This window comes from Halotalea alkalilenta DSM 17697 (genome assembly GCF_000621205.1).
GTDB classification, from domain to species: Bacteria; Pseudomonadota; Gammaproteobacteria; order Pseudomonadales; family Halomonadaceae; genus Halotalea; species Halotalea alkalilenta.
The window spans coordinates 203701-224983 of record NZ_KK211229.1; the positions used below are offsets into that span (position 1 = coordinate 203701).

Annotated in this window: 19 protein-coding genes; 8 read left to right on the forward strand and 11 right to left on the reverse strand. The window is 65.0% G+C overall.

Features of this window, described 5'->3' with window-relative positions:
• Positions 1–9: 9 nt before the first annotated feature.
• The 3 genes from Q376_RS0115340 to Q376_RS0115350 form a co-directional block, all read right to left on the reverse strand.
• A complete protein-coding gene (locus tag Q376_RS0115340) occupies positions 10–933 on the reverse strand; it encodes a 2-dehydro-3-deoxygalactonokinase (protein WP_052365364.1) in 924 nt (307 codons plus the stop codon).
• A gap of 10 nt (positions 934–943) precedes the next feature.
• Positions 944–2092, reverse strand: coding sequence for a galactonate dehydratase (gene dgoD / locus Q376_RS0115345; RefSeq protein WP_027351053.1), 1149 nt, complete (start codon positions 2090–2092; stop codon positions 944–946).
• A 69-nt stretch (positions 2093–2161) separates the two neighbouring features.
• A complete protein-coding gene (locus Q376_RS0115350; protein WP_027351054.1) occupies positions 2162–2800 on the reverse strand; it encodes a 2-dehydro-3-deoxy-6-phosphogalactonate aldolase in 639 nt (212 codons plus the stop codon).
• Between the two features lie 250 nt (positions 2801–3050).
• Here Q376_RS0115350 and Q376_RS0115355 point away from each other — a divergent pair, with 250 nt between their 5' ends.
• The 5 genes from Q376_RS0115355 (at position 3051) to Q376_RS0115375 (ending at position 9231) form a co-directional block, all read left to right on the forward strand.
• Positions 3051–5174: an adenosylcobalamin-dependent ribonucleoside-diphosphate reductase gene (locus tag Q376_RS0115355; protein WP_052365365.1), complete on the forward strand. Its 2124-nt coding sequence runs from the start codon at positions 3051–3053 to the stop codon at positions 5172–5174.
• Positions 5161–5910, forward strand: coding sequence for a TSCPD domain-containing protein (locus Q376_RS0115360; RefSeq protein WP_245598972.1), 750 nt, complete (start codon positions 5161–5163; stop codon positions 5908–5910). Before Q376_RS0115355 ends, Q376_RS0115360 begins: the two co-directional genes overlap by 14 nt.
• A gap of 468 nt (positions 5911–6378) precedes the next feature.
• Positions 6379–6912 (forward strand): TRAP transporter small permease, encoded by a 534-nt coding sequence (locus tag Q376_RS0115365; RefSeq protein WP_027351057.1) that lies wholly within the window; start codon positions 6379–6381, stop codon positions 6910–6912.
• Positions 6909–8186: a TRAP transporter large permease gene (locus Q376_RS0115370; RefSeq protein ID WP_027351058.1), complete on the forward strand. Its 1278-nt coding sequence runs from the start codon at positions 6909–6911 to the stop codon at positions 8184–8186. Before Q376_RS0115365 ends, Q376_RS0115370 begins: the two co-directional genes overlap by 4 nt.
• A 37-nt stretch (positions 8187–8223) precedes the next feature.
• A complete protein-coding gene (locus Q376_RS0115375; protein WP_043448133.1) occupies positions 8224–9231 on the forward strand; it encodes a TRAP transporter substrate-binding protein in 1008 nt (335 codons plus the stop codon).
• A gap of 33 nt (positions 9232–9264) precedes the next feature.
• Here Q376_RS0115375 and Q376_RS0115380 read toward each other — a convergent pair whose 3' ends face one another.
• A complete protein-coding gene (locus Q376_RS0115380) occupies positions 9265–10704 on the reverse strand; it encodes an FAD-binding oxidoreductase (protein WP_027351060.1) in 1440 nt (479 codons plus the stop codon).
• A gap of 256 nt (positions 10705–10960) precedes the next feature.
• Between Q376_RS0115380 and Q376_RS0115385 the strand changes: the two genes are divergently transcribed.
• Positions 10961–11986: an Ldh family oxidoreductase gene (locus Q376_RS0115385; RefSeq protein WP_027351061.1), complete on the forward strand. Its 1026-nt coding sequence runs from the start codon at positions 10961–10963 to the stop codon at positions 11984–11986.
• 115 nt (positions 11987–12101) lie between these two features.
• Here the strand turns inward: Q376_RS0115385 and Q376_RS0115390 are convergent, their stop codons facing one another.
• The gene (locus Q376_RS0115390) at positions 12102–12854 is read right to left on the reverse strand and encodes an IclR family transcriptional regulator (protein ID WP_027351062.1); all 753 of its coding nucleotides are present in this window, start codon (positions 12852–12854) and stop codon (positions 12102–12104) included.
• A gap of 116 nt (positions 12855–12970) precedes the next feature.
• Here Q376_RS0115390 and Q376_RS0115395 point away from each other — a divergent pair, with 116 nt between their 5' ends.
• Together Q376_RS0115395 and Q376_RS0115400 are read left to right on the forward strand one after the other, a co-directional pair.
• Positions 12971–14131, forward strand: coding sequence for a fumarylacetoacetate hydrolase family protein (locus Q376_RS0115395; protein WP_027351063.1), 1161 nt, complete (start codon positions 12971–12973; stop codon positions 14129–14131).
• A 61-nt stretch (positions 14132–14192) separates the two neighbouring features.
• Complete coding sequence (locus Q376_RS0115400) at positions 14193–15770, forward strand: aldehyde dehydrogenase (NADP(+)) (protein ID WP_027351064.1); 1578 nt, start codon at positions 14193–14195, stop codon at positions 15768–15770.
• Positions 15771–15777: 7 nt separating this feature from the next.
• Here the strand turns inward: Q376_RS0115400 and Q376_RS0115405 are convergent, their stop codons facing one another.
• From Q376_RS0115405 to Q376_RS22955, 6 genes are all read right to left on the reverse strand, one after another.
• Entirely contained in the window at positions 15778–16620 is an 843-nt protein-coding gene (locus Q376_RS0115405) for an ureidoglycolate lyase (RefSeq protein WP_027351065.1), read from the reverse strand.
• A 60-nt stretch (positions 16621–16680) separates the two neighbouring features.
• Positions 16681–17421 carry an SDR family oxidoreductase gene (locus tag Q376_RS0115410; RefSeq protein ID WP_027351066.1) on the reverse strand — a complete coding sequence of 247 codons (741 nt, stop codon included), beginning with the start codon at positions 17419–17421 and terminating at the stop codon, positions 16681–16683.
• 88 nt (positions 17422–17509) lie between these two features.
• Positions 17510–18274, reverse strand: coding sequence for an FCD domain-containing protein (locus tag Q376_RS0115415; RefSeq protein WP_027351067.1), 765 nt, complete (start codon positions 18272–18274; stop codon positions 17510–17512).
• A gap of 98 nt (positions 18275–18372) precedes the next feature.
• The gene (locus tag Q376_RS0115420) at positions 18373–19656 is read right to left on the reverse strand and encodes a TRAP transporter large permease (protein ID WP_027351068.1); all 1284 of its coding nucleotides are present in this window, start codon (positions 19654–19656) and stop codon (positions 18373–18375) included.
• Positions 19657–19660: 4 nt separating this feature from the next.
• On the reverse strand, positions 19661–20239 hold the full coding sequence (locus Q376_RS22950) for a TRAP transporter small permease (RefSeq protein ID WP_081803590.1): 579 nt from the start codon (positions 20237–20239) through the stop codon (positions 19661–19663).
• Positions 20236–21255 carry a C4-dicarboxylate TRAP transporter substrate-binding protein gene (locus Q376_RS22955; protein ID WP_052365369.1) on the reverse strand — a complete coding sequence of 340 codons (1020 nt, stop codon included), beginning with the start codon at positions 21253–21255 and terminating at the stop codon, positions 20236–20238. The genes Q376_RS22950 and Q376_RS22955 overlap by 4 nt, the downstream gene beginning before the upstream one ends.
• Between the last annotated feature and the right edge of the window lie 28 nt (positions 21256–21283).

Below are 21283 nucleotides of genomic sequence, written 5' to 3' on the forward strand. Positions count from 1 at the left end.
GCAGGGCTCCTAGGAAATGCGTTGGTGGCGCGCCGCGAGTGCGTGCACGCCGGCCAGCGTCGCGTCACGGGCGCTCCAGCTCGCTGCCTGGATGCCGTGGTGTTCGAGCGCGATGGCGTAGGGGGCGAGCAGCGCTGGAGCGCCGATCAGGTTGAGTCTTTCGACCTCGGGGAGCGCGGCGTGCATCGCTCGCACCTCCTCGCCGATCAGCGCACCGGAGATGAAGCTCGCGACCTGCTCGGCGCCGAGGCCCGCGTAGAGATGGCGCGAGCGTGCCTCGAACAGCGCATGCAGCACGCCGCCATCGCCCCCGGCGCGCTCGAGCCCGAGCCGGAACGCCGGCTCATCGAATTCGCTCTCCTCGCGGGCGGGCTCGCCAGGCAGGGTGTGGAAGCGCACCGCGTGGTAGAGCTCGCCGGTCATCGCGGTGAGAAAGCGCGTCAGCTTGCCGTCCTCGACCCTCGCCCACTTGCTGTGGCTGCCCGGCGCGCAGCAGTCGCCGCCGTCCGGGGTGGCGGCCAGCGCCAGCGCGCCGAAGATTTGGATCTCCTCGCCACGCATCACGTCGACCAGGCCGCTTCCGTCTGGATCGACGATCTTCACCCCGGGAAGCAGCCAGCCGTCGTCGAGGCCCGGTGCGGGGATCACTTGGCTTGCCAGCGCGGCGAGATCGAGCGGCAGGCTCGGCTGCGGGCTCTCGGCCCAGCCGCGTTTGGAGCCGACCATGCCGGCGAGATACACCGGCGTCCGCCCCTGGCCTTCGCGCCAGCCTTGCAGCGCACGCGCGCAGTAGTGCGGGAACTCCTCGGTGGAGAGCGCACGGATGCCGGCCGCGGCGGTGCGCTCATCGAGCAGCGCGCCGGTTTCAGCGTCGACCAGGAAGGCGCGGAAGTTGCTCGTGCCCCAGTCCACTACGATCAGCTGATTGCTCATCGGCTGCTCCTCACCATTCGGCGATGCTGCCGTCTTCATGGGTCCACACCGGGTTGCGCCAGCGATGGCCGACCTTGGCGCGCTCCTCGACGAAGGCTTCGTCGATCTCGACCCCGAGCCCCGGACCAGTGGGGATCTTGCAGAAGCCGTCTTCGATCGCCAGCGCCGATTTGTCGACCAGATAGTCGAGCACGTCGTTGCCCTGATTGTAGTGGATACCCATGCTCTGCTCCTGGATGAAGGCGTTGTGCGCCACCGCGTCCAGGTGCAATGAGGCGGCCAGCGTCAGCGGGCCGAGCGGGCAGTGGGGCGCGAGCGCCACATCGTAGCAGGAGGCGAGGGTCGCGATCTTCAGCCCCTCGGAGATCCCTCCGCAGTGGGAGAGGTCGGGCTGGACGATGTCGACCATGCCGTCGGCCAGCAGGTCGCGGAACTGATAGCGCGTATGCAGCCGCTCGCCGGTGGCGATCGGGTAGCCGAGGCCGGTGGCGATCTGCTTCAGGCACGGCAGGTGCTCGGGCAGCACGGGCTCCTCGACGAACATCGGATGGAACGGCTCGAGCTCGCGCAGCAGCGCCTTGGCCATCGGCCGGTGCACCCGGCCGTGGAAGTCGATGCCGATGCCGACGTCGGGGCCGACCGCCTCCCGGGCTTCGGCGACCCGCGCTATTGTCAGGTCGATCTTGGCGTGGCTGTCGACGATCTGCATCTCCGGGGTGCCGTTCATCTTGAATGCCGTGAACCCTGCCTCGACCAGCTTGGCTGCGCCGCGCCCTACGTCCTCGGGACGGTCGCCGCCGGTCCAGGCGTACATCCGCATCTTGTCGCGCACCGCGCCGCCGAGCAGCTGGTACACCGGCACGCCGAGCGCGCGGCCCTTGATGTCCCACAGCGCCTGGTCGATCCCGGCGATCGCGCTCATCAGTATCGGTCCGCCTCGATAGAAGCCGGCGCGGTACATGGTGTTCCACAGGTGCTCGATGCGGCTCGGGTCCTGACCGACGAGATAGTCGGCGAGCTCGTGGACGGCGGCCTCGACGGTCGCCGCGCGGCCCTCGACCACCGGCTCGCCCCAGCCGTAGACACCTTCATCGGTTTCGATCTTGAGAAACAGCCAGCGCGGCGGTACCTGCCAGGTCTTGAGCTTGGTTATCTTCACGAATGCGGCTCCAAACTAACGGCGCTCGGCGCCGGTCGAATTGATCATAGTGAGGCGGACGATGAATGCTCAGGCGCGCTCGAGCCGCTGCCACTGCGCGACCAGCGCGCGCGCGCGCTGGCCCAGGGTCACGGCATCGGTGCCCGGGGTGTAGAGGTTGCTGCCGAAGCCGAAGCCTTGGATGCCGGCCGCATGCCACTCGGCCATGTTGTCGAGCGTGACCCCGCCCACCGCCATCACCCTTGCCTGCTTGGGCAGCACCGATTTGATGTCCTTGAGGTAGCCGGTGCCGAAGCGTGCGGCGGGAAACAGCTTCACCGCGCGCGCGCCGGCCTTGAGCGCGGTGAATGCCTCGCTCGGGGTGAGGCAGCCGATCAGCGAGCCAAGGCCACGTTCGCGCGAGGCCTCAAGCACCTCGAGATCGACGTTGGGGGTGACCAGCAGCGGTGCGCCGATGTCCGCCAGGCGGTGGACGGAGGCTGCGTCGAGCACGGTACCGGCGCCGACGGCGACGTCGGCCGGGGCCCGCGCGGCCAAGCGCTCGATCGAGGTGAATGGATCGGGAGAATTGAGCGGTACTTCGATCAGCTTGAAGCCCGCCTCGACCAGTGCATCGAGGGCCGGGTCGATCTCGGCCGGGGTGATACCGCGCAGGATCGCGACCAGCGGGCACTGGGCGAGGGCGGTGTCGAAGGCGCTTAGGTCCATGACGAATCTCGCGACGATGGGAGAGATTAAAAAGTCATACTAATTTAACACGGCGATATTCCGTAGGCCCCGGGATTCCACCAAGGTCTAACGTGCAGAAATCGATGAAAGCACATTATGGACACTTGTTAACCTAGGTTAAATTACAATATATTGTGCCCGCGATGGCACATTGATCCAATATGATGTGTATGTCCTCGGATCCTGTCATCGCGACTACAGTGAAGATCATCCTCCCCGGGAGAGAAAGATGGACGCAACACGCTCGACCCAAAGCGAGCAGCCGCTGGCCCTGCAGCCCGCATCGCTCGACATCTGGGACAGCAAGTACCGACTCAAACGCCGCGACGGTACCCCCGTCGATCGCGACGTCGATGGCACCTATGCGCGAGTCGCCGCCGCCCTGGCCGCGGTGGAGGAGACCGACGCGCTGCGCAGCCACTGGGGCGAGCGTTTCGAGTGGGCGCTCGCCCAGGGCGCGGTGCCGGCCGGGAGGATCCTCGCCAACGCCGGAGCCGAGCGCTACAAGCCCGCTACCTCGACGATCAACTGCACGGTCTCCGGCACGATCAACGATTCGATGGAAGCGATCCTCGATCGGCTGCGCGAGGCGGGGCTGACGCTCAAGGCCGGCTGTGGCATCGGCTACGAGTTCTCCACCCTGCGCCCGCGTGGCGCCTTCGTTTCCGGTGCAGGCGCCCAGACCTCGGGGCCGCTGCCGTTCATGGACGTGTTCGATCGGATGTGCCTGACGATCAGCTCCGCCGGCGGCAGGCGCGGTGCGCAGATGGGCACCTTCGACATCAGCCATCCCGACGTGCGTGAGTTCATCCAGGCCAAGCGTGAGGACAGCCGGCTGCGCCAGTTCAACCTGAGCCTTTTGATTTCGGATGAATTCCTCCAGGCGGTCGAGGCCGATGGCGACTGGCCGCTCTCGTTTCCACTGCACCGCCACGAGTGCGACAGCTTCGATCTCGACGACCCCGAATGGGTGATCTGGCGGCCCTGGCCGGAAGGCGGCGACTATCTAGAGCGCGACGATGGCCTGGTCGCCTGCCGGGTCTACGCCCAGGTGCCCGCCCGCGCGCTGTGGGACGAACTGATGCGCTCGACCTACGACTACGCCGAACCCGGATTCGTGCTGATCGATCGGGTCAACCAGTTCAACAACAACTGGTGGTGCGAGAAGATTCGCGCGACCAATCCTTGCGGCGAACAGCCGCTGCCGCCGTTCGGGGCCTGCCTGCTCGGCTCGGTCGACCTGACCCGCTTCGTCGAGGCGCCGTTCAGCGCGGGGGCGCGATTCGACTGGCAGCGCTATCGCGAGGTGGTGCGGGTATTCACCCGGATGCTCGACAACGTGGTCGAGCTCAATGGTCTGCCTCTGGCCGAGCAGCGCGAGGAGATCCTGCGCAAGCGCCGTCACGGCATGGGGTTTCTCGGCCTGGGTTCGTGCCTGGCGCTGCTCGGGATCCGCTACGACTCCGAGGCGGCGGTGGAGTTCACCGAGCGGGCGGCGCGCGAGCTCGCCCTGGCCGGCTGGGAGGAGGCGCTGGCGCTTGCCGAGGAGAAAGGGCCGGCACCGCTGCTCGAGGAGCAGTTCGAGGTCTCAGCCGAGATGCTCAGGCTGCGCCCGGAGATGATCGACGACGGTTACTCGGTCGGCGACCTGGTGCCGGGGCGCGTGCTGCATGCGCGCTACTCGCGCTATATGCAGCGGATCGCGCTGGAGGCCCCCGAACTGGTCGCGGCGCTGGCCGAAAAGGGCGCGCGCTTCACCCATCACAGCTCGATCGCGCCGACCGGGACGATCTCGCTCTCGCTCGGCAACAATGCCAGCAACGGTATCGAGCCGAGCTTCGCCCACAGCTATTCACGCAACCTGATCCGCCCGGGGCGCAAGACCAAGGAGCGGATCGAAGTGGTGAGCTATGAACTGCTCGCTTATCGCACACTGGTCGATAGCGAGGCGAGCGTCGAGCGCGGCCTGCCGGACTACTTCGTCGACAGCAGCCAGATCACGCCGCTCGATCACGTGGCGATCCAGGCGGCGGCGCAGCGCTGGATCGACTCCTCGATCTCGAAGACCGTCAACGTGCCGACCGACTGCCCGTTCGAGGCGTTCAAGGACGTCTATCTAGAAGCCTGGCGACGTGGGCTCAAGGGCTGCACCACTTTTCGTTTCAACCCGGCTGCGTTCCAGGGTGTGCTGGTACGCAGCCAGGACCTCGCCCGCACCCGCTACCGCTTCGAACTCGATGACGGTGAGACGGTCGAGCTGCCCGGCGATGCGCTGGTCGAATACGACGGCGAGACCCACACCGCCGCCAACCTCTATGACGCCATCAAGGAGGGCTACTATGGACGCTACTGAGAAAGACATGTCGCCACCGGGCGAGACGCAAAGCGCCGCCGATGGCGTGCAGAGGATCGACCGGCGCATCGTCAAGGTCTCCGTGCTCGAAGACCAGCGCAACGACGAGCCCGCCGCGCAAACGGCCGCCGCAGCGGCCTCGCCGCGCACCGAGATGCACGAGCGCCTGGCGCGCCCCGAGCGGCTCTCCGGCGAGACCTACAAGATCAAGTCACCGCTCTACGAGCACGCGCTCTACGTCACCATCAACGATCTGGTGCTCAACCCTGGCACCGAGCACGAGGAGCGTCGCCCGTTCGAGGTGTTCATCAACTCGAAGAGCATGGACCACTTCCAGTGGATCGTGGCGCTGACCCGGATCATCTCGGCAGTGTTCCGCAAGGGCGGCGACATCACCTTTCTTGCCGAGGAGCTGCGCGCGGTGTTCGACCCGCGCGGCGGCTATCTCAAGCCCGGCGGGCTCTACGTGCCTTCGCTCGTGGCCGAGATCGGCCTGGTGATCGAGCGTCACCTGCAGACGCTCGGCCTGCTCGAGGTCGACCAGCCCTCGGCCGAGGTCCGCGCCTGGCTCGACGACAAGCGCGTCGAGTTCGAAGCCGAGAGCGGCGCGGAGACCGACGCCGTGAGTGGATTTCCCCGCGGGGCGACCCTCTGCCCGCAGTGCTCGACGATGGCGGTGGTCAGCCTCGACGGCTGCGACACCTGCCTCAACTGCGGCTATTCCAAGTGCGGTTGAGCGCGATGGCTGGACAGGCACGTCATGCGATATGACCTAAGAAGAATAAACTAAAGAGATGGCCTTATTCGTCCTGGGTTGGATTGACGGATTTTGTAGTCATCAGACATCCTGACAAGCCTATAAATATTAACGATGGTCGATCCCGATTAACGCAAACCGTTGATCGGGAAAGTCCCGCGATGCCCATTGAATTGGAAATCACCGTGCTCGAAATATTGGCGGTGAAAGTCATTCCTGGCTGATCAGGACTTCAGATTCATTTCGAACATGCGGGCCATCCTCGATGAGGTTGGAATGCATGAAAATGCGTCGAACCCGCCTTTTTCGGGATGCCTGGGTGTTGAAACGAGCCCCCAGGCACGGTCGGGCCGCCGGTACGGTGGTGTTGGAATCTGCATTATCCATGGTGTGGACCAGTGCGCTCTTCTCCATTCGAGGCCGCCGACATGACGAGAGTCGATCATTATGAAAATCGCCGTCGATATCTTCTATAAGCTGCTCGAGTATTTACTGGTCATCCTGATGACTGCCATGGTGGTGATGGTTTTTTCCAACGTCGTTATGCGTTACTTCTTCAATTCCGGCTTGATGATGTCGGATGAGCTGTCGCGTTTCTGCTTCGTTTGGGTGACCTTCATCGGTGCCGTCGTCGCTTTTCACGAGAACGCTCATCTCGGTATCGAAACTCTGGTGCAGCGATTCGGCCGCACGGGGCGCCTGGTCTGCATGGCGATGACCCAGCTGCTGGTGATGTTCTGCGCGGCGATCTTCTTTTGGGGCACCTGGCAGCAATCTGACATCAACGCCTCGATGCGCGCGCCGGTCTCGGGGCTGTCGATGATCTGGGTCTACGGCATCGGCTACTTCACCGGTGGAATGATCTTCATCATCTCCGCGCTGCGGCTCTTGAACATCCTGCTCGGCCGGGTGACCGACGCGGAGATCGCCGCTTTCGCCAATGAGTACGATGACGAGCTGGCCGGGGAGCGCGCGCAGTGACCATCGTCGTTTTCCTCGCCTCGCTGCTCGGCGCCATGGCGATCGGCGTACCGGTCGCCTTCGCGCTGATGTTCTGTGGCGCGATGCTGATGTACTACATGGGCATCTTCAACGCCCAGATCGTCGCCCAGAACATGATCTCCGGCGCTGATACCTTCACCCTGCTGGCGATCCCCTTCTTCCTCCTCGCCGGCGAGCTGATGAACGCTGGCGGGCTCTCCAAGCGGATCATCGAGTTCGCGCTCTCTTGCGTCGGGCACATTCGTGGCGGGCTGGGCCTGGTGGCGATCGTCGCCGCGATCATCATGGCCAGCCTGTCGGGCTCGGCGGTGGCCGACTCCGCGGCGCTGGCGGCGATCCTGATCCCGATGATGCGCCAGGCGGGCTACGACATGCCACGCGCAGCAGGGCTGATGGCGGCGGGCGGGATCATCGCGCCGGTGATCCCGCCGTCGATCGCACTGATCATCTTCGGGGTCGCCGCCAACGTATCGATCACCCAGCTGTTCATGGGTGGTATCGCCCCTGGGCTGATGATGGCCGTCGCCCTGGCGGTGACCTGGATGTGGCTGGTGCGGCGGACCACGGTCGCTACCCTGCCGCGCCAGCCGATGAAGGTACGGCTGCGCGCATCCGCTCGCGCGGCCTGGGCGCTGGGCATGCCGGTGATCGTGATCGGTGGGATCCGCTTCGGGGTCGTTACGCCCACTGAGGCGGCGGTGATCGCGGCGGTCTATGCGCTGTTCGTCGGCATGGTCGTCTATCGCGAGCTTTCATTCACTGACCTCTACGCCGTGGTCGTGCGCGCGGCCAAGACCACGGCCGTGGTGATGTTCCTGGTCGCCGCCGCACTGGTCTCCGCCTGGCTGATCACCGCCGCGAACATCCCCGGCGAGCTGAGTGGGCTGATCGAGCCGCTGATCGACCGGCCGCAGCTTTTGATGCTGGTGATCATGGTGGTGGTCTTCGTGGTCGGTACCGCGCTGGATCTCACCCCGACGATCCTGATCCTGACCCCGGTACTGATGCCGATCATCACCATGGCGGGCATCGATCCGGTCTACTTCGGGGTGCTGTTCGTGATGAACACCGCCATCTCGTTGATCACGCCACCCGTCGGGGTGGTACTCAACGTGGTCAGCGGCATATCGCGCGTGCCGCTGGGCAAGATGGTGTGGGGTGTCGCGCCCTTCCTGGCGGCCCAAGTGGCGGTGCTACTGCTGCTCGTCGCCTTCCCGCAATTGGTGCTGGTGCCTCTCGCTTGGCTGCGTTGAGGCCGGCTCAGGATGCTCGCTGACCGGGAGTGAAAAGATGAACAGATGGATGCTTACGGGAGTGGTATCGATGCTGGCGACGAGCCTATCGCTGCCGGCCTTGGCCGATTTCAGCAATCGCACCATCCGGCTTTCGAACGGTATCGCCGCCGACCACCCGGTGGCTGACGGCGTGCGGGCGATGACTGAGTGCCTGGCCGAAAAATCGGATGGAGCGATGAGGATCAACGCGTTCTGGAGCAGTGCGCTGGGCGATGATCTCCAGGCGACCCAGGCGCTGCGTTCGGGGATCCAGGAGGCCGTGGTCGCCTCGCCTTCGCCGCTGGTGGGCATGGTGCCTTCGCTCGGCGTCTTCGACCTGCCGTTTCTATTCGCCGACGAAGCGGAAGCGGACGCCGTGGTCGATGGCGAGTTCGGCGATTTCATCAATCAGGAGCTCGAGCAGGTCGGGCTGATCAACCTTGCCTATTGGGAGAACGGCTTTCGCAACGTCAGCTCCTCCCAGCGGCCGATCACCCGCTGGGAGGACTTCTCCGGCACTCGCATCCGCGTGATGCAGAACAACATCTTCCTCGATACCTTCCAGAATCTCGGCGCCAATCCTACGCCGATGGCGTTCGGCGAGATCTTCTCGGCGCTCGAGACCGGTGCGATCGATGCGCAGGAGAATCCCTTCGTGACCATCGATACCTCGAAATTCTACGAGGTGCAGGACTACGTTTCCGAGACCCGTCACGCCTTCACCCCGTTTTTGGTGATGTTCTCCAAGCGGATCTGGGATACCTACAGCGAGGACGAGCAGCAGGCGCTGCGCGATTGCGCCGTGGTCGGGCGCGACGTCCAGCGCCGAGTGATCCGTGAGGCGAGCCTGCGCTCCAAGGAGGAGATCGAGGCGGCCGGGGTCGCGGTCAACGAGATCTCGCCGGAGGAGCAGCAGCGGATGCGCGAGAAGTCCCAGGTGATCTACGATCGTCACCGCGACCAGATCGGCCCGGAAGTCGTCGATCGGGTGCAGGCCATTCTCGCCGAGCTGCGCAGCGATTGATTTGCACCGGCCGCGGTGGCGACCGGGTGCGGCTCAGCGCGCGGTGATGGGGGGCAGCTGGCAGCCTGGGTTGAGGCGGTACTCGGGGTCGATCGCGCGCTTCAAGGCCTCGAGCAGGCGCCGATGGACCGGTGAGATCCAGTGTTCGAACTCGTCGCGCTTGAGCCGACCGATGCCGTGCTCGGCGCTGAAGCTGCCGTGATAGTGATCGAGGCGAAAATTGATCATCTTCTTCGCCTGCTCGATCAAGGTGTGGCGCTCCGCAAGCGTTGCACCCGCCGGAGGCAGCACGTTGAGATGCACGTTGCCGTCGCCGACATGGCCGTAGGCCACCGCCAGGCACTGCGGCAGCGCGTCATCGAGCTCCGCGCCGATCTCGGCGACGAACGCCGCCAGCCGTGACAGCGGTACCGAAACATCGGTGCGCAGGTGCGGGCCCCTGAGCGCCTGGCCTTCGTTCATGCCCTCGCGGATCGCCCAGAGCTGGCGCGCCTGTGCTTGCGACGTCGCGATCACTCCGTCGAGCACCAGCGATTCCTCCATTGCCTGCTCGAGCAGCCCCTCCATCAGCTGCTTGGCGTCGATCAGGCCGGAGCTCGAAATCTCGATCAGTACGTAGGCGGGGTAATCGATGGCGATGGGCAGTGGCAGGTCAGGCTGTGCTTCGCGCGCCAGGGTGAACGCCGAGGGCGGCATGAATTCGAACGCGCTGACCAGGTCGCAGCATGCCCGCCGGGCGTGGCGATAGAGCGCTATCGCCGTATGCAGGTCGCCGACGCCGAGCAGCGCTGTTTCGATCCGCTCGGGCAGCGGCGAGAGCTTGATCGCCACCGCGGTGATGATGCCCAGCGTGCCCTCGGCGCCGATGAACAGCTGCTTCAGGTCGATACCGCGATTGTCCTTGCGTAGCGTCGACAGCCCATCCCAGACGCTGCCGTCGGCGAGCACTACCTCGAGGCCCAGCACCAGCTCGCGCGTCATGCCGTAGCGCAGCACGTTGACGCCACCGGCGTTGGTGCTGACGTTGCCACCGATCCGGCAGCTGCCCTGGGCGCCCAAGGTCAGCGGGAAGAACAGCCCCCTCTCTTCGAGCCCGAGCTTGAGCTCTTCCAGCACGCAGCCGGCCTCGACGATCGCCGAGAAGTCGGCTTCGTCGATGCTGCGGATATGGCGCATCCGCTCGAGCGACAGCACCACCTGGCGCTCGGGACGATCGGGCAGGGCACCCAGCACCAGGCCGGTATTGCCGCCCTGCGCCACGATATCGAGATCGAGCGTCCGGCAGGCGCGCACCGCCGCGGCGACTTCCCCGGTATCGCGTGGGCGCAGCACGGCCACCGCAGCGCTGGTCATGTCGCCGTGCCAATCGCGGCAGTAAGGCTCATGGTCGTGCGGTTCGGTGACCACGGTATCCTGGCCGAGCAGGTCGACGAGCTGGTTCCTCAGCGATGTGACGAGCGCTTCTGCTTCCATTGCGTCGGTCGAGCCTCCGTGGAGCGTGGCGATACCGTGATCCAAAGATCGATTGCCGGGTCGGGCGAGAGGGAAAGAATCACTCGGTGGGTGGTGGCGAAGACGACGTCATGTCATCTGACAACGAGAGCATAGAATGCGTCGACAGGCGTGGGTAGGCGCCGAAAGACGTAGGCGCGGGCGCGGCGTCGGCCGCTGGCTGGCCTTGTCGCGTGGGCGGCCATATGCTGGCTCTTTCCCCTTCCTGGAGTTCACCATGGCTGAGACCAGACGGCTGACGCTGGAGGCGCTCGAGCGCCTGACCCACGGCGTGCTGGCCGCCAGCGGCTTCGATGCCGCCCACGCTGAGGCGATCGGCCGGGTGATCGATGCCGCCCAGCGCGATGCCTGCCACTCCCATGGCGTGTACCGGTTGCTCGGCATGGCCAGTGCGGTACGCGAAGGGCTTGCCCGCGGCGATGTCGCGCCCGAGGTGATCGACCATGCCCGCACGATCGTCAAGGTCGACGCGCGGTTCGGCTTCTCCCCGCTCGCCTTCGAGCGCGGCCTGCCTGCGCTGATCGAGAAGACGCGCAGGCAGGGGATCGCGGCGATGGCGATCAATCGCTGCTTTCACTTCACCGCGCTCTGGCCCGAGGTCGAGCGCATCGCCGCCGAAGGGCTGGTCGGCATCGCGATGACGCCGAGCCACGCCTGGGTCGCGCCTCACGGCGGCTCGCGCGGGCTGTTCGGCACCAATCCGCTGGCATTCTCCTGGCCGCGCCCGCACGCCGAGCCCTACGTGTTCGATTTCGCCACCAGCGCGATCGCCCGTGGCGACATCGAGCTGCATCGCCGCGCCGGCAAGCCGCTCGAACCCGGCTGGGCAGTCGATAGCGCAGGCCGGCCGACGCTCGATCCGCAGGCCGCGCTGGACGGTGCGATGCTGAGCTTCGGTGGGCACAAGGGATCGGCGCTGGCGACCATGATCGAACTGCTCGCCGGTCCCCTGATCGACGACATGACCAGCCTGGAGTCGCAGCGTTTCGACCACGGGCGCGGCGCCGCCCCCTGCCATGGCGAGCTGATCCTCGCCCTCGACCCCCAGGCGTTCCTCGGCGTCTCGCTAGAAGCCGCCCAGGCGCGCGCCGAGGCACTGTTCGCTGAGATCGTTGCCCAGGGCGCGCGGCTGCCCTCCGAGCGCCGCCGCGCCGCACGCCGGCGAGCGACCACAGAGGGCGCGGTGGAGATTCCCGCCGCGCTGGTCGAGGAGCTCGAAGCGTTGCGCAGCGGCCAGGACTGAGAGGGGCGGGATGCGACTGGCAGCATGGCCATCGGGCGTGACCGCTTAGCTGTCATACCTTTCGAGATCTACGATCGACAGGCAAGATCGCTGCAACGAGCGAGCTGACATCGCCTCACCCGACTATCGCTTTTTTCATTTGGGCAGCGACATTGGCGATTTCGCCACGGATGTCGCTGCGGCGCTGCGCGTCCAGTCGAGCGACGGGAATCGAGGTGCTGACGGCGATGCTTTTTCCGCTGGGGGTCTGGCCGACGTAGGCGGCGAAACAGCAGAGCCCGGCGGTCACCTCTTCCTGCTCCGTGGCCACCCCGGATCTTCGTACCTCGCGCAGCTGCTCGAGCAGCTGAGCGAGGTCGGTGACGGTGTGTTCGGTGATGGCGGGTAGCCGTGCGGGGAGGAGTTGTTGCAGCTTCGCCTCAGGGAGCTGGGCGAGCAGCGCCTTGCCGAGTGCGCAGGCATGGGCGGGAAGCCGCGAACCGAGCTCGGATACCAGTCTCACCGGGCGGGGGGCGTCTTCGCGGGCGATGTAGACGACCTCGTCGCCGTCCAGTACGGCGAGTTGCAGCACCTCCTTCTCTCGTTCCACGAACTCGACCGCGGCATGCCTGAACGCCTCCTGGAGCGCGTCGTGGCGCAGATACGAAGCCCCCAGGGTGTAGAGCCCGATACCGATGAGATAGCCATCGCTTCTCTTCTCGATCCAGCGTCGCTGGACGAGGGACTCGAGCAGCAGATACAGCGTGCTCTTCGGCAGCCCGGTCGCTAGACCAAGGTCCGCCGCGCTGACCGGGGTTCCCTTCGTCGCCAGTGTCTCCAGGATCTGATGGGCTCTTCTGATCGCGGGTACTTCGTAGTCGGTGGCCATCGTGGCGTCGCCTTATCGAGCGGGAATTTCCAACATATTGGACAGTAAAACAAAATATTGTACAAGCAGTGGAGTTTTTCTACAGTGGCAGTTCGACATCAGCGATGGATCGAACAATGGCTCGTGATGCGTACCTTCCTATCGACCTGGACTCGGCACTGCTGGTCGGCCGCGTTTGGCGTGACGCCCCGATCAACGGTCCCGCTGTAGTGACGATTCGCAATCGCGAGGTCGTCGATCTCACGCTGCAGGTCGCCACGGTCGCCGACCTGCTCGAGCGTTCGGATCGTCATCGGATCGTTCGACACGCGCCGGGTGAGGTCATCGGCACGCTGGATGCGCTGCTCGACAACAGCCTCGCCGGCGGCGGGCGGGCGCCTTACCTGCTCGCTCCTTGCGACTTGCAGCCGGTGAAGGCTTCCGGCGTGACCTTCGCCGTCAGCCTGCTCGAGAGAGTGATCGAGGAGCAGGCCGAGGGCGACCCCTCCAGGGCGGAGGCCATTCGCGGTGCGATGGTCGAGCTGATCGGCCGCGACCTGTCGACGGTTCGGCCTGGTTCCGCCGAAGCGCAGGCGCTGAAAGCGGAGTTTCAGCGTCGCGGTCATTGGTCCCCATACCTCGAGGTGGGCATCGGCCCGGATGCCGAGGTTTTCTCCAAGGCGCCGCCGATGGCCAGCATAGGATTCGGCTCGCCGGTTGGACTGCACCCTGATTCGAGCTGGAACAATCCCGAACCGGAGATCGTGCTTGCCGTCGACAGCCGGGGGGAAGCAGTGGGAGCGGCGCTAGGCAACGATGTGAACCTGCGCGACATCGAGGGGCGCAGTGCGCTGCTGTTGACCAAGGCCAAGGACAACAACGGCTCTTGCGCGATCGGACCGTTCATCCGCCTGTTCGATGAACGCTTCGACATCGATGCGGTGCGCACCGCTGATGTGTCGCTGCGGATCGAGGGACAAGACGGTTTCGAACTCGAAGCCATCAGCCATATGAGCGAGATCAGCCGGGATCCGCTCGCCATCGTTCGGCAAACCATCGGAGCGCATCACCAGTACCCGGATGGAATGATGCTTTTCCTCGGCACCATGTTCTCCCCGACCGAGGACCGGGACACGGCCGGTGGCGGTTTCACCCATCACCTCGGTGATCGCGTGATCATCTCTTCCCCCCGGCTGGGAGCGCTGGTCAACGAGGTGAGCCTGTCGACGGAAATAGCGCCCTGGACCTATGGCATCCGCTCGCTTTTCGCGCATCTGGCCGAACGGCGCGGCGCCTGAGTGGTGAAGGGGCGCCAGCGGACACCGGGCTTGAATCTTCAATCGCGCGTAGGGAGGCGACATGCAGATCACAGGCAAGAACTACATCGGCGGTGAGAGAAGCGGCGAGGGCGACGAGCGTATCCATAGCTACGACGCCACCAGCGCAGAGCGGCTGCCTTATGAATTTTGCCAGGCCACGCCAGCTGAGATCGATGCTGCCGCTCGCGCTGCGGCATCGGCCTATCCTGCCTATCGCCGGCTGCCTGCTACCCAACGAGCCGAGTTCCTCGACGCCATCGCCGATGAGCTGGATGCGCTGGACGACGGTTTCATCTCCTTGGTGACGCGTGAGACCGCCTTGCCGGCCGCCCGCATCCAGGGCGAGCGCGCTCGTACCAGCGGGCAGCTGCGTTCGTTCGCCCAAGTGCTGCGCCGGGGTGATTTCCATGGTGCGCGTATCGACCGGGCAATGCCTGCGCGCAAACCAACGCCGCGGGTTGACCTGCGCCAATGCAGGCTCGGTATTGGCCCGGTGGCGGTGTTCGGTGCGAGCAATTTCCCGCTGGCCTTTTCAACCGCTGGCGGCGACACCGCCGCGGCCTTGGCCGCAGGCTGCCCGGTGGTGTTCAAGGCCCATAGCGGCCACATGGCCACTGCCGAATGCGTGGCCGACGCCATCCTCCGGGCAGCGCACAGGCATGCCATGCCCCAAGGCGTCTTCAACATGATCTATGGGGATCGCGTCGGTGAGGGGCTGGTCAAGCACCCGGCGATCCAAGCGGTCGGCTTCACCGGTTCATTGAAAGGTGGGCGCGCGCTATGCGACATGGCGGCGATGCGCCCGCAGCCGATTCCGGTGTTCGCCGAAATGTCGAGCATCAATCCGGTGCTGCTTCTGCCGCAGGCGCTGCGGCTGCGCCGTGCCGATGTCGCCCACGAGTTGGCGGCATCGATGGTCCTGGGCTGTGGGCAATTCTGCACCAACCCGGGCCTGGTCATCGGCATCCGATCGGCGGAGTTCGATGAGTTCTCAACCCTGCTGGCCGAGGTGATCGCTGAGGAGCGGCCGCAGACCATGCTCAACGCCAATACGCTGAAGAGCTACGAACGAGGCGTGGCGGCGCTGCATGCGCATCAGGGGATCGAGCACCTGGCCGGTCAGCGCCAGCAGGGCAGCCAGGCATGGCCGCAGCTGTTCCAGGCCGACGTTGGCCTTCTGCTGCAGGGGGACGAACTGCTGCAGCAAGAGGTCTTCGGGCCCACTTCAGTGGTCGTCGAAGTGGCCGATAAGACGCAGCTGGTACAGGCGGCGCAGAGCCTGCATGGGCAGCTCACCGCGACCCTGATCGCCGAGCATGCCGACCTTGCCGAGTTCGCTGAACTGGTGCCCGTGCTGGAGCAGAAGGCCGGCCGGCTGTTGCTCAATGGTTACCCCACCGGGGTGGAAGTCAGCGATGCAATGGTTCACGGCGGCCCTTATCCGGCGACCTCCGATGCGCGGGGGACCTCCGTGGGCAGCCTGGCCATCGAGCGGTTCCTGCGCCCGGTGTGTTACCAGGACTATCCCGATGCGCTGCTGCCCGATGCACTGAAAGACGCCAATCCGCTGGGCATCCAGCGGCTAGTGGACGGCAAGCCCTCGAGCGTCGCGATCTGAGCGCCGATCAAGCGGAAACCGTCCGCTGGCGCTGTTCACCCAACCCTTCGATGCCCAACCGTACCTCCTGGCCCGGCCTCAGGTACACCGGCGGCCTCTGCCCCATGCCGACGCCGGGCGGTGTACCGGTGGAGATCAAATCTCCCGGCTGGAGGCTCATGAAGCGGCTGAGGTAGCTGATGATCTCGGCGACGGAGAAGATCATCGTGCGGGTGGAGCCGTCCTGATAGCGATGGCCGTCGACGTCGAGCCACATCGACAGTCGCTGTGGGTCGGCGACCTCATCGCGGGTGACCAGCCAAGGGCCGATGGGGCCGAAGGTGTCGCAGCCCTTGCCCTTGTCCCAGGTGCCGCCGCGCTCGAGCTGATACTCGCGTTCGGATATGTCGTTGACCACGCAGTAACCGGCGACGTGATCGAGCGCGTCGCGCGGCTCGATGTAGCGTCCGGGCTTGCCGATCACTACGCCGAGTTCCACTTCCCAGTCGGTTTTAGCCGAGCCGCGGGGAATCAGGGTATCGTCGTTGGGGCCGCAGACCGCGCTGGTCCACTTGGCGAAAACCACTGGCTCCTTGGGAATGTCGGCGCCGGTCTCGGCGGCATGGTCGGCATAGTTGAGCCCGATGCAGATGAACTTGCCGATCCCTCCGACGCAGGGAGCGATGCGCACCTCGCCCTCCACCTTCGGCAACCGTGCAAGATCGAGTGCGCGGATTCGCTCGAGCCCTGCGGGCGTGAGCATCTCGCCGGCGATATCGTCGATGTCGCCGGAAAGATCGCGAAGGCTGCCGTCGGCGTCGAGGATGCCGGGTTTTTCCGCCCCATGGGGGCCGTAGCGCAAGAGTTTCATCTGTTGTTCAGCTCCGACGTTGAAAGGAGAAGTCGCCCGGACCGCTTCGCAAGGGCTTCGCTAGTTCGACCAACCGCCGTCGATCACCTGGGTGGTACCGGTGATGAAGGCCGCCTCGTCGCTGGCGAGAAAGGCGGCCAGCGCGGCGATTTCTTCACTGCTACCAAGCCGTCCCATCGGCTGGCGGGCGATGAATTCGGCATGTACGTCCGCTTCGCTGCGTCCCTGTGCCGAGGCCAGCGTCTTGATTCTCTCGCGCAGCGAAGGGGAGTCGATGGTGCCCGGGCAGATCGCATTGCAGCGCACTCCCTGGGTCACGTAGTCGGCGGCTATCGATTTGGTCAGGCCGATCACCGCTGCCTTGGTGGTGCCGTAGGCAAAGCGGTTGGGCACCCCCTTGAGGCTCGACGCCAGCGAAGCGATATTGATGATGGAGCCGCCGCCGCGTTCGAGCATGCCGGGCAGGAACGCCTTGCAGCTGTGGAACATGGCGCCGACGTTGAGCGCCAGTGAGTGTGACCAGGCGCGCTCGTCGCACTCGAGCAGGCTGCCCTGGTGGACATAGCCCGCGCAGTTGACCAGTACGTCGATGGTGCCGAGTTCGACGGCGAGCGCGGCGATCGCTTCGTTGTCGAGCACATCGAGCAGTGCGGGCTGCGCACCCTCGATGTCGGCCAGCTTGGTGATCTCGAGGTCGGTGGCGATCACCGTGGCGCCCTCTCTAACCAGGCGCTGCGCTATCGCCTTGCCGATGCCCTGTCCCGCGGCGGTGACTACCGCCTTCTTGTCCACTAGTCGCATCTGCCACTCCTCCAAGGGATCTGCATCCGTCGGCCTGATCTTTCGACCCGTGACCATCGCGCTTCGCCCTTCGTTGGGGCCTTACGCGTCAGCGGTCGAGATCCTGCAGCGGATTGTCGCTGAATATGTAGCGATCCACTTCGTTGCCGTCCTCGACGGTGCTGGCATCGAACAGCATCTGCCGGGTGTTTTCGAGATGACGCCACATCGCCGATCGCGCCTCGACCGGATCGCGCCGAATCAGGGCGCGCAGGATCGCATCGTGGTCGTCGCACCAGCTCGCGAGCGATTCGCGGTTGTCGATCCGGTCGAACAACTTGCGCCACATTGGGTTTCTCTCCCGCTGGTACCACATCTTCTCGACCAGATAGACCAGCACCGAATTCTGCGTGGCACTCGCGACGCCGAGGTGAAAGCGCCGATCCCAGTCGGAATCCCGATAGCGATCCTCGGCGCGGCTTCTCGCCGAGATCTCCTGCAGCTCGAGAATCCCGGCCTTGGTGATCTGCCGTGCGGCGAATTCGGCGATGTTGCTCTCGACCAGCTGGCGTGCCTGGATCATTTCGAACGGCCCGGCCGACAGCTCGTCGTGGTAGGGTTCCGGCGACGGCTCGACGGCAGCCTCCTTGGGCTCGATCACATAGATCCCCGAGCCCTTGCGCACCTCCACCCGGTTCTCGATCTCGAGCAGAATCAGCGCCTCGCGTACCACCGTGCGGCTGATATCGAGCTCCTCGGCGATGAGCCGTTCCGCCGGCATGCGGCTGCCGACGGGGTAGTCTCCTGCCTCGATCCTCGAGCGGAGGATGGCGGCGATCTGCTGGTAGAGACGTTTGGGCTTGGCGCTGGTCATGGCGGCTCTCGCGAGATGGGGAGGGCTCGATGATAGCAATTGATATTGGATGGACCAATTCGCCTCGCCATTTGCTCACCATGGACCAACCCGGATGGTCAGAACATCAGGTTGGGCAGCGTCAGCGCCAAGGCTGGAAAGAACGTCACCAGCAGCAGTACCACCAGCATCACACCCCAGAACGGCAGCACCTCGCGAATGAAGGTGCCGATGCCGGCACCGGTGATGCTGCAAGTAGTGAACATCACCGTGCCCATCGGCGGCGTAATGGTGCCGATCGAGGCATTGATGATGAAGATGATGCCGAAGTGCACCGGGTCGATGCCGAACTCGGCGGCGACGGGGGCCAGCAGCGGCGAAAGCACGATCAGGATCGCATTGCCTTCGAGAAACATGCCGATGGCGAGTAGCAGCAGGTTGGCCAGCAGCAGGAAGGCGATCGGCCCGCTGACGTGCTCCGAGAGCAGCTCGGTCATCTGCTGTGGAATGCCTTCCCAGGTCAGAAAGCGGGCGAACGCTGAGGCCACGCAGATGATGAACAGCACGTTGACCGATGCCAGCATCGACTCGCGGGTGGCCTGGGCGATCGTCGTTGGCCTTAGTTCCCGATACACGAACACGCCGACGAACAGCGAATAGAGCACTGCCATGGCACCGGCTTCGGTCGGCGTGAACAGGCCGAAGCGGATGCCGCCGATCACCAGCACCGGCAGCACCAGTGCCAGTAGGCCGGCGCGGGTGATGCTCAGCCACTGGCCCTTCGGCACTGGCTCACGCTGTGGCAGTTGGAAGCCACGCCGGCGGGCGATCAGGTTGACCGCCACCATCAGCAGCATCGCCATGATCACGCCGGGAATCACGCCGGCCATGAACAGCCGCCCGATCGAGACGTTGTTGACGTAGCCGTAGACGATCATCGCGATCGCCGGGGGAATCGTCGAGGTGATCAGTGACGAGGCGGCGGTCACCGCCGAGGAGAAGCCGACCGGGTAGCGCTGCTCGGTCATCCGCGGCACCAGCAGCTTGGCGCTCATCGCCGAGTCTGCGATGTTCGAACCCGAAAGCCCCCCCATCAGCACGCTAAGCATGACGTTGGCCTGGGCCAGCCCGCCATGCATGCGCCGGGTCAGCAGTCCGGCGAGATTCAGCAGCCGGGTGGCGATCCCCGATCGATTCATGAACACCCCAGCCATGATGAAGAAGGGGACGGCGAGCAGCGAGACGGCGCTGAGACCGCCGGTCATGCGCTGTACCAGCAAGACCATGGGTTCGCTGCCTTCGACCACGAAGTAGAGCAGCGTCGACATCAGCAGCGCGAAGGCCACCGGCGTACCCATGAAGAACAGCACCAGCATTCCGATCAGTGCGCTCGCAACGGCCATCGTCTCAGCTCCTCGGATCAATGTCGGGTCCCGCATGAACGCGGGGCGGGAGATCGGCAATCAGTCCAGGCGCGACCGCGGCGAGGGGATCGACCACCGGGGGCGAGATCAGGTTGCGCAACGAGTGGATCAGCATCAGTGCGCCGGCGACGGGGATCGCCAGGTGCACCCAATAGAAGGGGATGTTCAACATCGGTGTGCTGCGCATCGCGGCGAAGGGCAGCAGCTTGAGTCCCCACACCAGCATGACCGCCGCGCATATCAGCGTCACACCGACGTTGAAGATTCGGGTGTTCCATTTAGCCAGCCTTGGGGGTAGCCGGTCGCTTACGATCGAAATCATCACATGCTCGTTGCGCCGTACCAGCGCGCTGGCGCCGAGCATCGTCGTCCACAGCATCAGCAGTTGCAGCACTTCCTCGGCCCAGGCCAGCGGCATCGACATGAAATAGCGCATGAAGACGTTGCAGATCGCGACCAGGAAGAGGGCGAATAGCGCCACGCTGGCGAGCAGCTCGTCGACGCGCAGGAGTGCGTCCAGCCAACCGGTGCGCGGGGAAAGAACGATGCCATCGGTAGTCATGAGGGATCCTCCTCGGGGCGGGGTTGGTCATTGGAGGTGATCTCGAGCATGAGATCGAAGAGCCCAGGATCGGACCACTGCGGGAATGCGCTCGGGATCATCTCGCGTGCGCGACTGCGAAATGGCGCGAGATCGACTTCGATGATTTCGACGCCCGCATCGCGCATCCGCTCCAGGTCCGCTTCGCTGCGCTCCTCGATCAGTCGGTTGGCGTACTCGGCCATTCGTGCGCCGGTCTCGCTGAGGATCCGGCGCTGCTCCGGGGTGAGACGCTGCCAGAACTCCTCGCCAGTGACGAAGGGGGCGGTGGTCTGCATGTGGCGGGTCAGGCTCAGCCGTTTCACCACTTCTTCGAAGCGCCCGCCATGCAGGACTGGGATCGGGTTCTCGACCCCATCGATCATGCCCTGGGCCAACGCCGGGTAGACGTCGCCGAGCGACATGGGGGTCGGCACCGCGTTCATGGAGCGCAGCGCGGCTACGTACATCGGCGAGTTCTGTACCCGGATCCGCACACCGCGCAGATCCTCTGGCGTGCGTACCTCACGGTTCGAGAGCAACTGGCGCTCGCCGTAGGCGACCCACGGCACCACGATGCGATAGCCCTGCTCGACCAACGCCGCGGACTGGGCCTGAAACCAGTCGGAATCGAAGATCCGGGCCTTGGCTTCGAAGCTGTCGGCGATGTAGGGCGCGTCGATGACGCTGAGATCCGGCGCGACGTCGAAGAAGTTGCTGTAGGCGCTGATCCCGATCACGGCGGAGCCGAAGCGAGCCTGTTCGGTGATCTCGGTTTCGTTGCCGAGCTGGCTGGCGGGGAAGGGGCGCAGTACCAAGTCTCCACCGCTTTCCTCTTCGACCCAGGTTGCCCATTGGCGAACGGCGAGATCGATCGGCTCTCCCGGCTGGTTGCCGTAGGAAACGCGTATTACCGTCTCGGCGGCGACGCTGGGCGCGAAGGCGCCGATGGTGAGGGCCGCGATGACTAACGCCATGGCAGGGCGAAGTGGTCTCATGGTCGTATCCCTTTGGAAGATCGGGAAA

What these genes read in the sequence shown, in the direction of transcription:
- Q376_RS22955 (WP_052365369.1), bottom strand. Translation starts at nt 21,255, where the DNA reads ATGAGACCACTTCGCCCTGCCATGGCGTTAGTCATCGCGGCCCTCACC.
- Q376_RS0115355 (WP_052365365.1), top strand. Translation starts at nt 3,051, where the DNA reads ATGGACGCAACACGCTCGACCCAAAGCGAGCAGCCGCTGGCCCTGCAG.
- Q376_RS0115375 (WP_043448133.1), top strand. Translation starts at nt 8,224, where the DNA reads ATGAACAGATGGATGCTTACGGGAGTGGTATCGATGCTGGCGACGAGC.
- Q376_RS0115390 (WP_027351062.1), bottom strand. Translation starts at nt 12,854, where the DNA reads ATGGCCACCGACTACGAAGTACCCGCGATCAGAAGAGCCCATCAGATC.
- Q376_RS0115350 (WP_027351054.1), bottom strand. Translation starts at nt 2,800, where the DNA reads ATGGACCTAAGCGCCTTCGACACCGCCCTCGCCCAGTGCCCGCTGGTC.
- Q376_RS0115360 (WP_245598972.1), top strand. Translation starts at nt 5,161, where the DNA reads ATGGACGCTACTGAGAAAGACATGTCGCCACCGGGCGAGACGCAAAGC.
- Q376_RS0115385 (WP_027351061.1), top strand. Translation starts at nt 10,961, where the DNA reads ATGGCTGAGACCAGACGGCTGACGCTGGAGGCGCTCGAGCGCCTGACC.
- Q376_RS0115415 (WP_027351067.1), bottom strand. Translation starts at nt 18,274, where the DNA reads ATGACCAGCGCCAAGCCCAAACGTCTCTACCAGCAGATCGCCGCCATC.
- Q376_RS0115400 (WP_027351064.1), top strand. Translation starts at nt 14,193, where the DNA reads ATGCAGATCACAGGCAAGAACTACATCGGCGGTGAGAGAAGCGGCGAG.
- Q376_RS22950 (WP_081803590.1), bottom strand. Translation starts at nt 20,239, where the DNA reads ATGACTACCGATGGCATCGTTCTTTCCCCGCGCACCGGTTGGCTGGAC.
- Q376_RS0115365 (WP_027351057.1), top strand. Translation starts at nt 6,379, where the DNA reads ATGAAAATCGCCGTCGATATCTTCTATAAGCTGCTCGAGTATTTACTG.
- Q376_RS0115340 (WP_052365364.1), bottom strand. Translation starts at nt 933, where the DNA reads ATGAGCAATCAGCTGATCGTAGTGGACTGGGGCACGAGCAACTTCCGC.
- Q376_RS0115380 (WP_027351060.1), bottom strand. Translation starts at nt 10,704, where the DNA reads ATGGAAGCAGAAGCGCTCGTCACATCGCTGAGGAACCAGCTCGTCGAC.
- Q376_RS0115410 (WP_027351066.1), bottom strand. Translation starts at nt 17,421, where the DNA reads ATGCGACTAGTGGACAAGAAGGCGGTAGTCACCGCCGCGGGACAGGGC.
- Q376_RS0115420 (WP_027351068.1), bottom strand. Translation starts at nt 19,656, where the DNA reads ATGGCCGTTGCGAGCGCACTGATCGGAATGCTGGTGCTGTTCTTCATG.
- Q376_RS0115395 (WP_027351063.1), top strand. Translation starts at nt 12,971, where the DNA reads ATGGCTCGTGATGCGTACCTTCCTATCGACCTGGACTCGGCACTGCTG.
- Q376_RS0115405 (WP_027351065.1), bottom strand. Translation starts at nt 16,620, where the DNA reads ATGAAACTCTTGCGCTACGGCCCCCATGGGGCGGAAAAACCCGGCATC.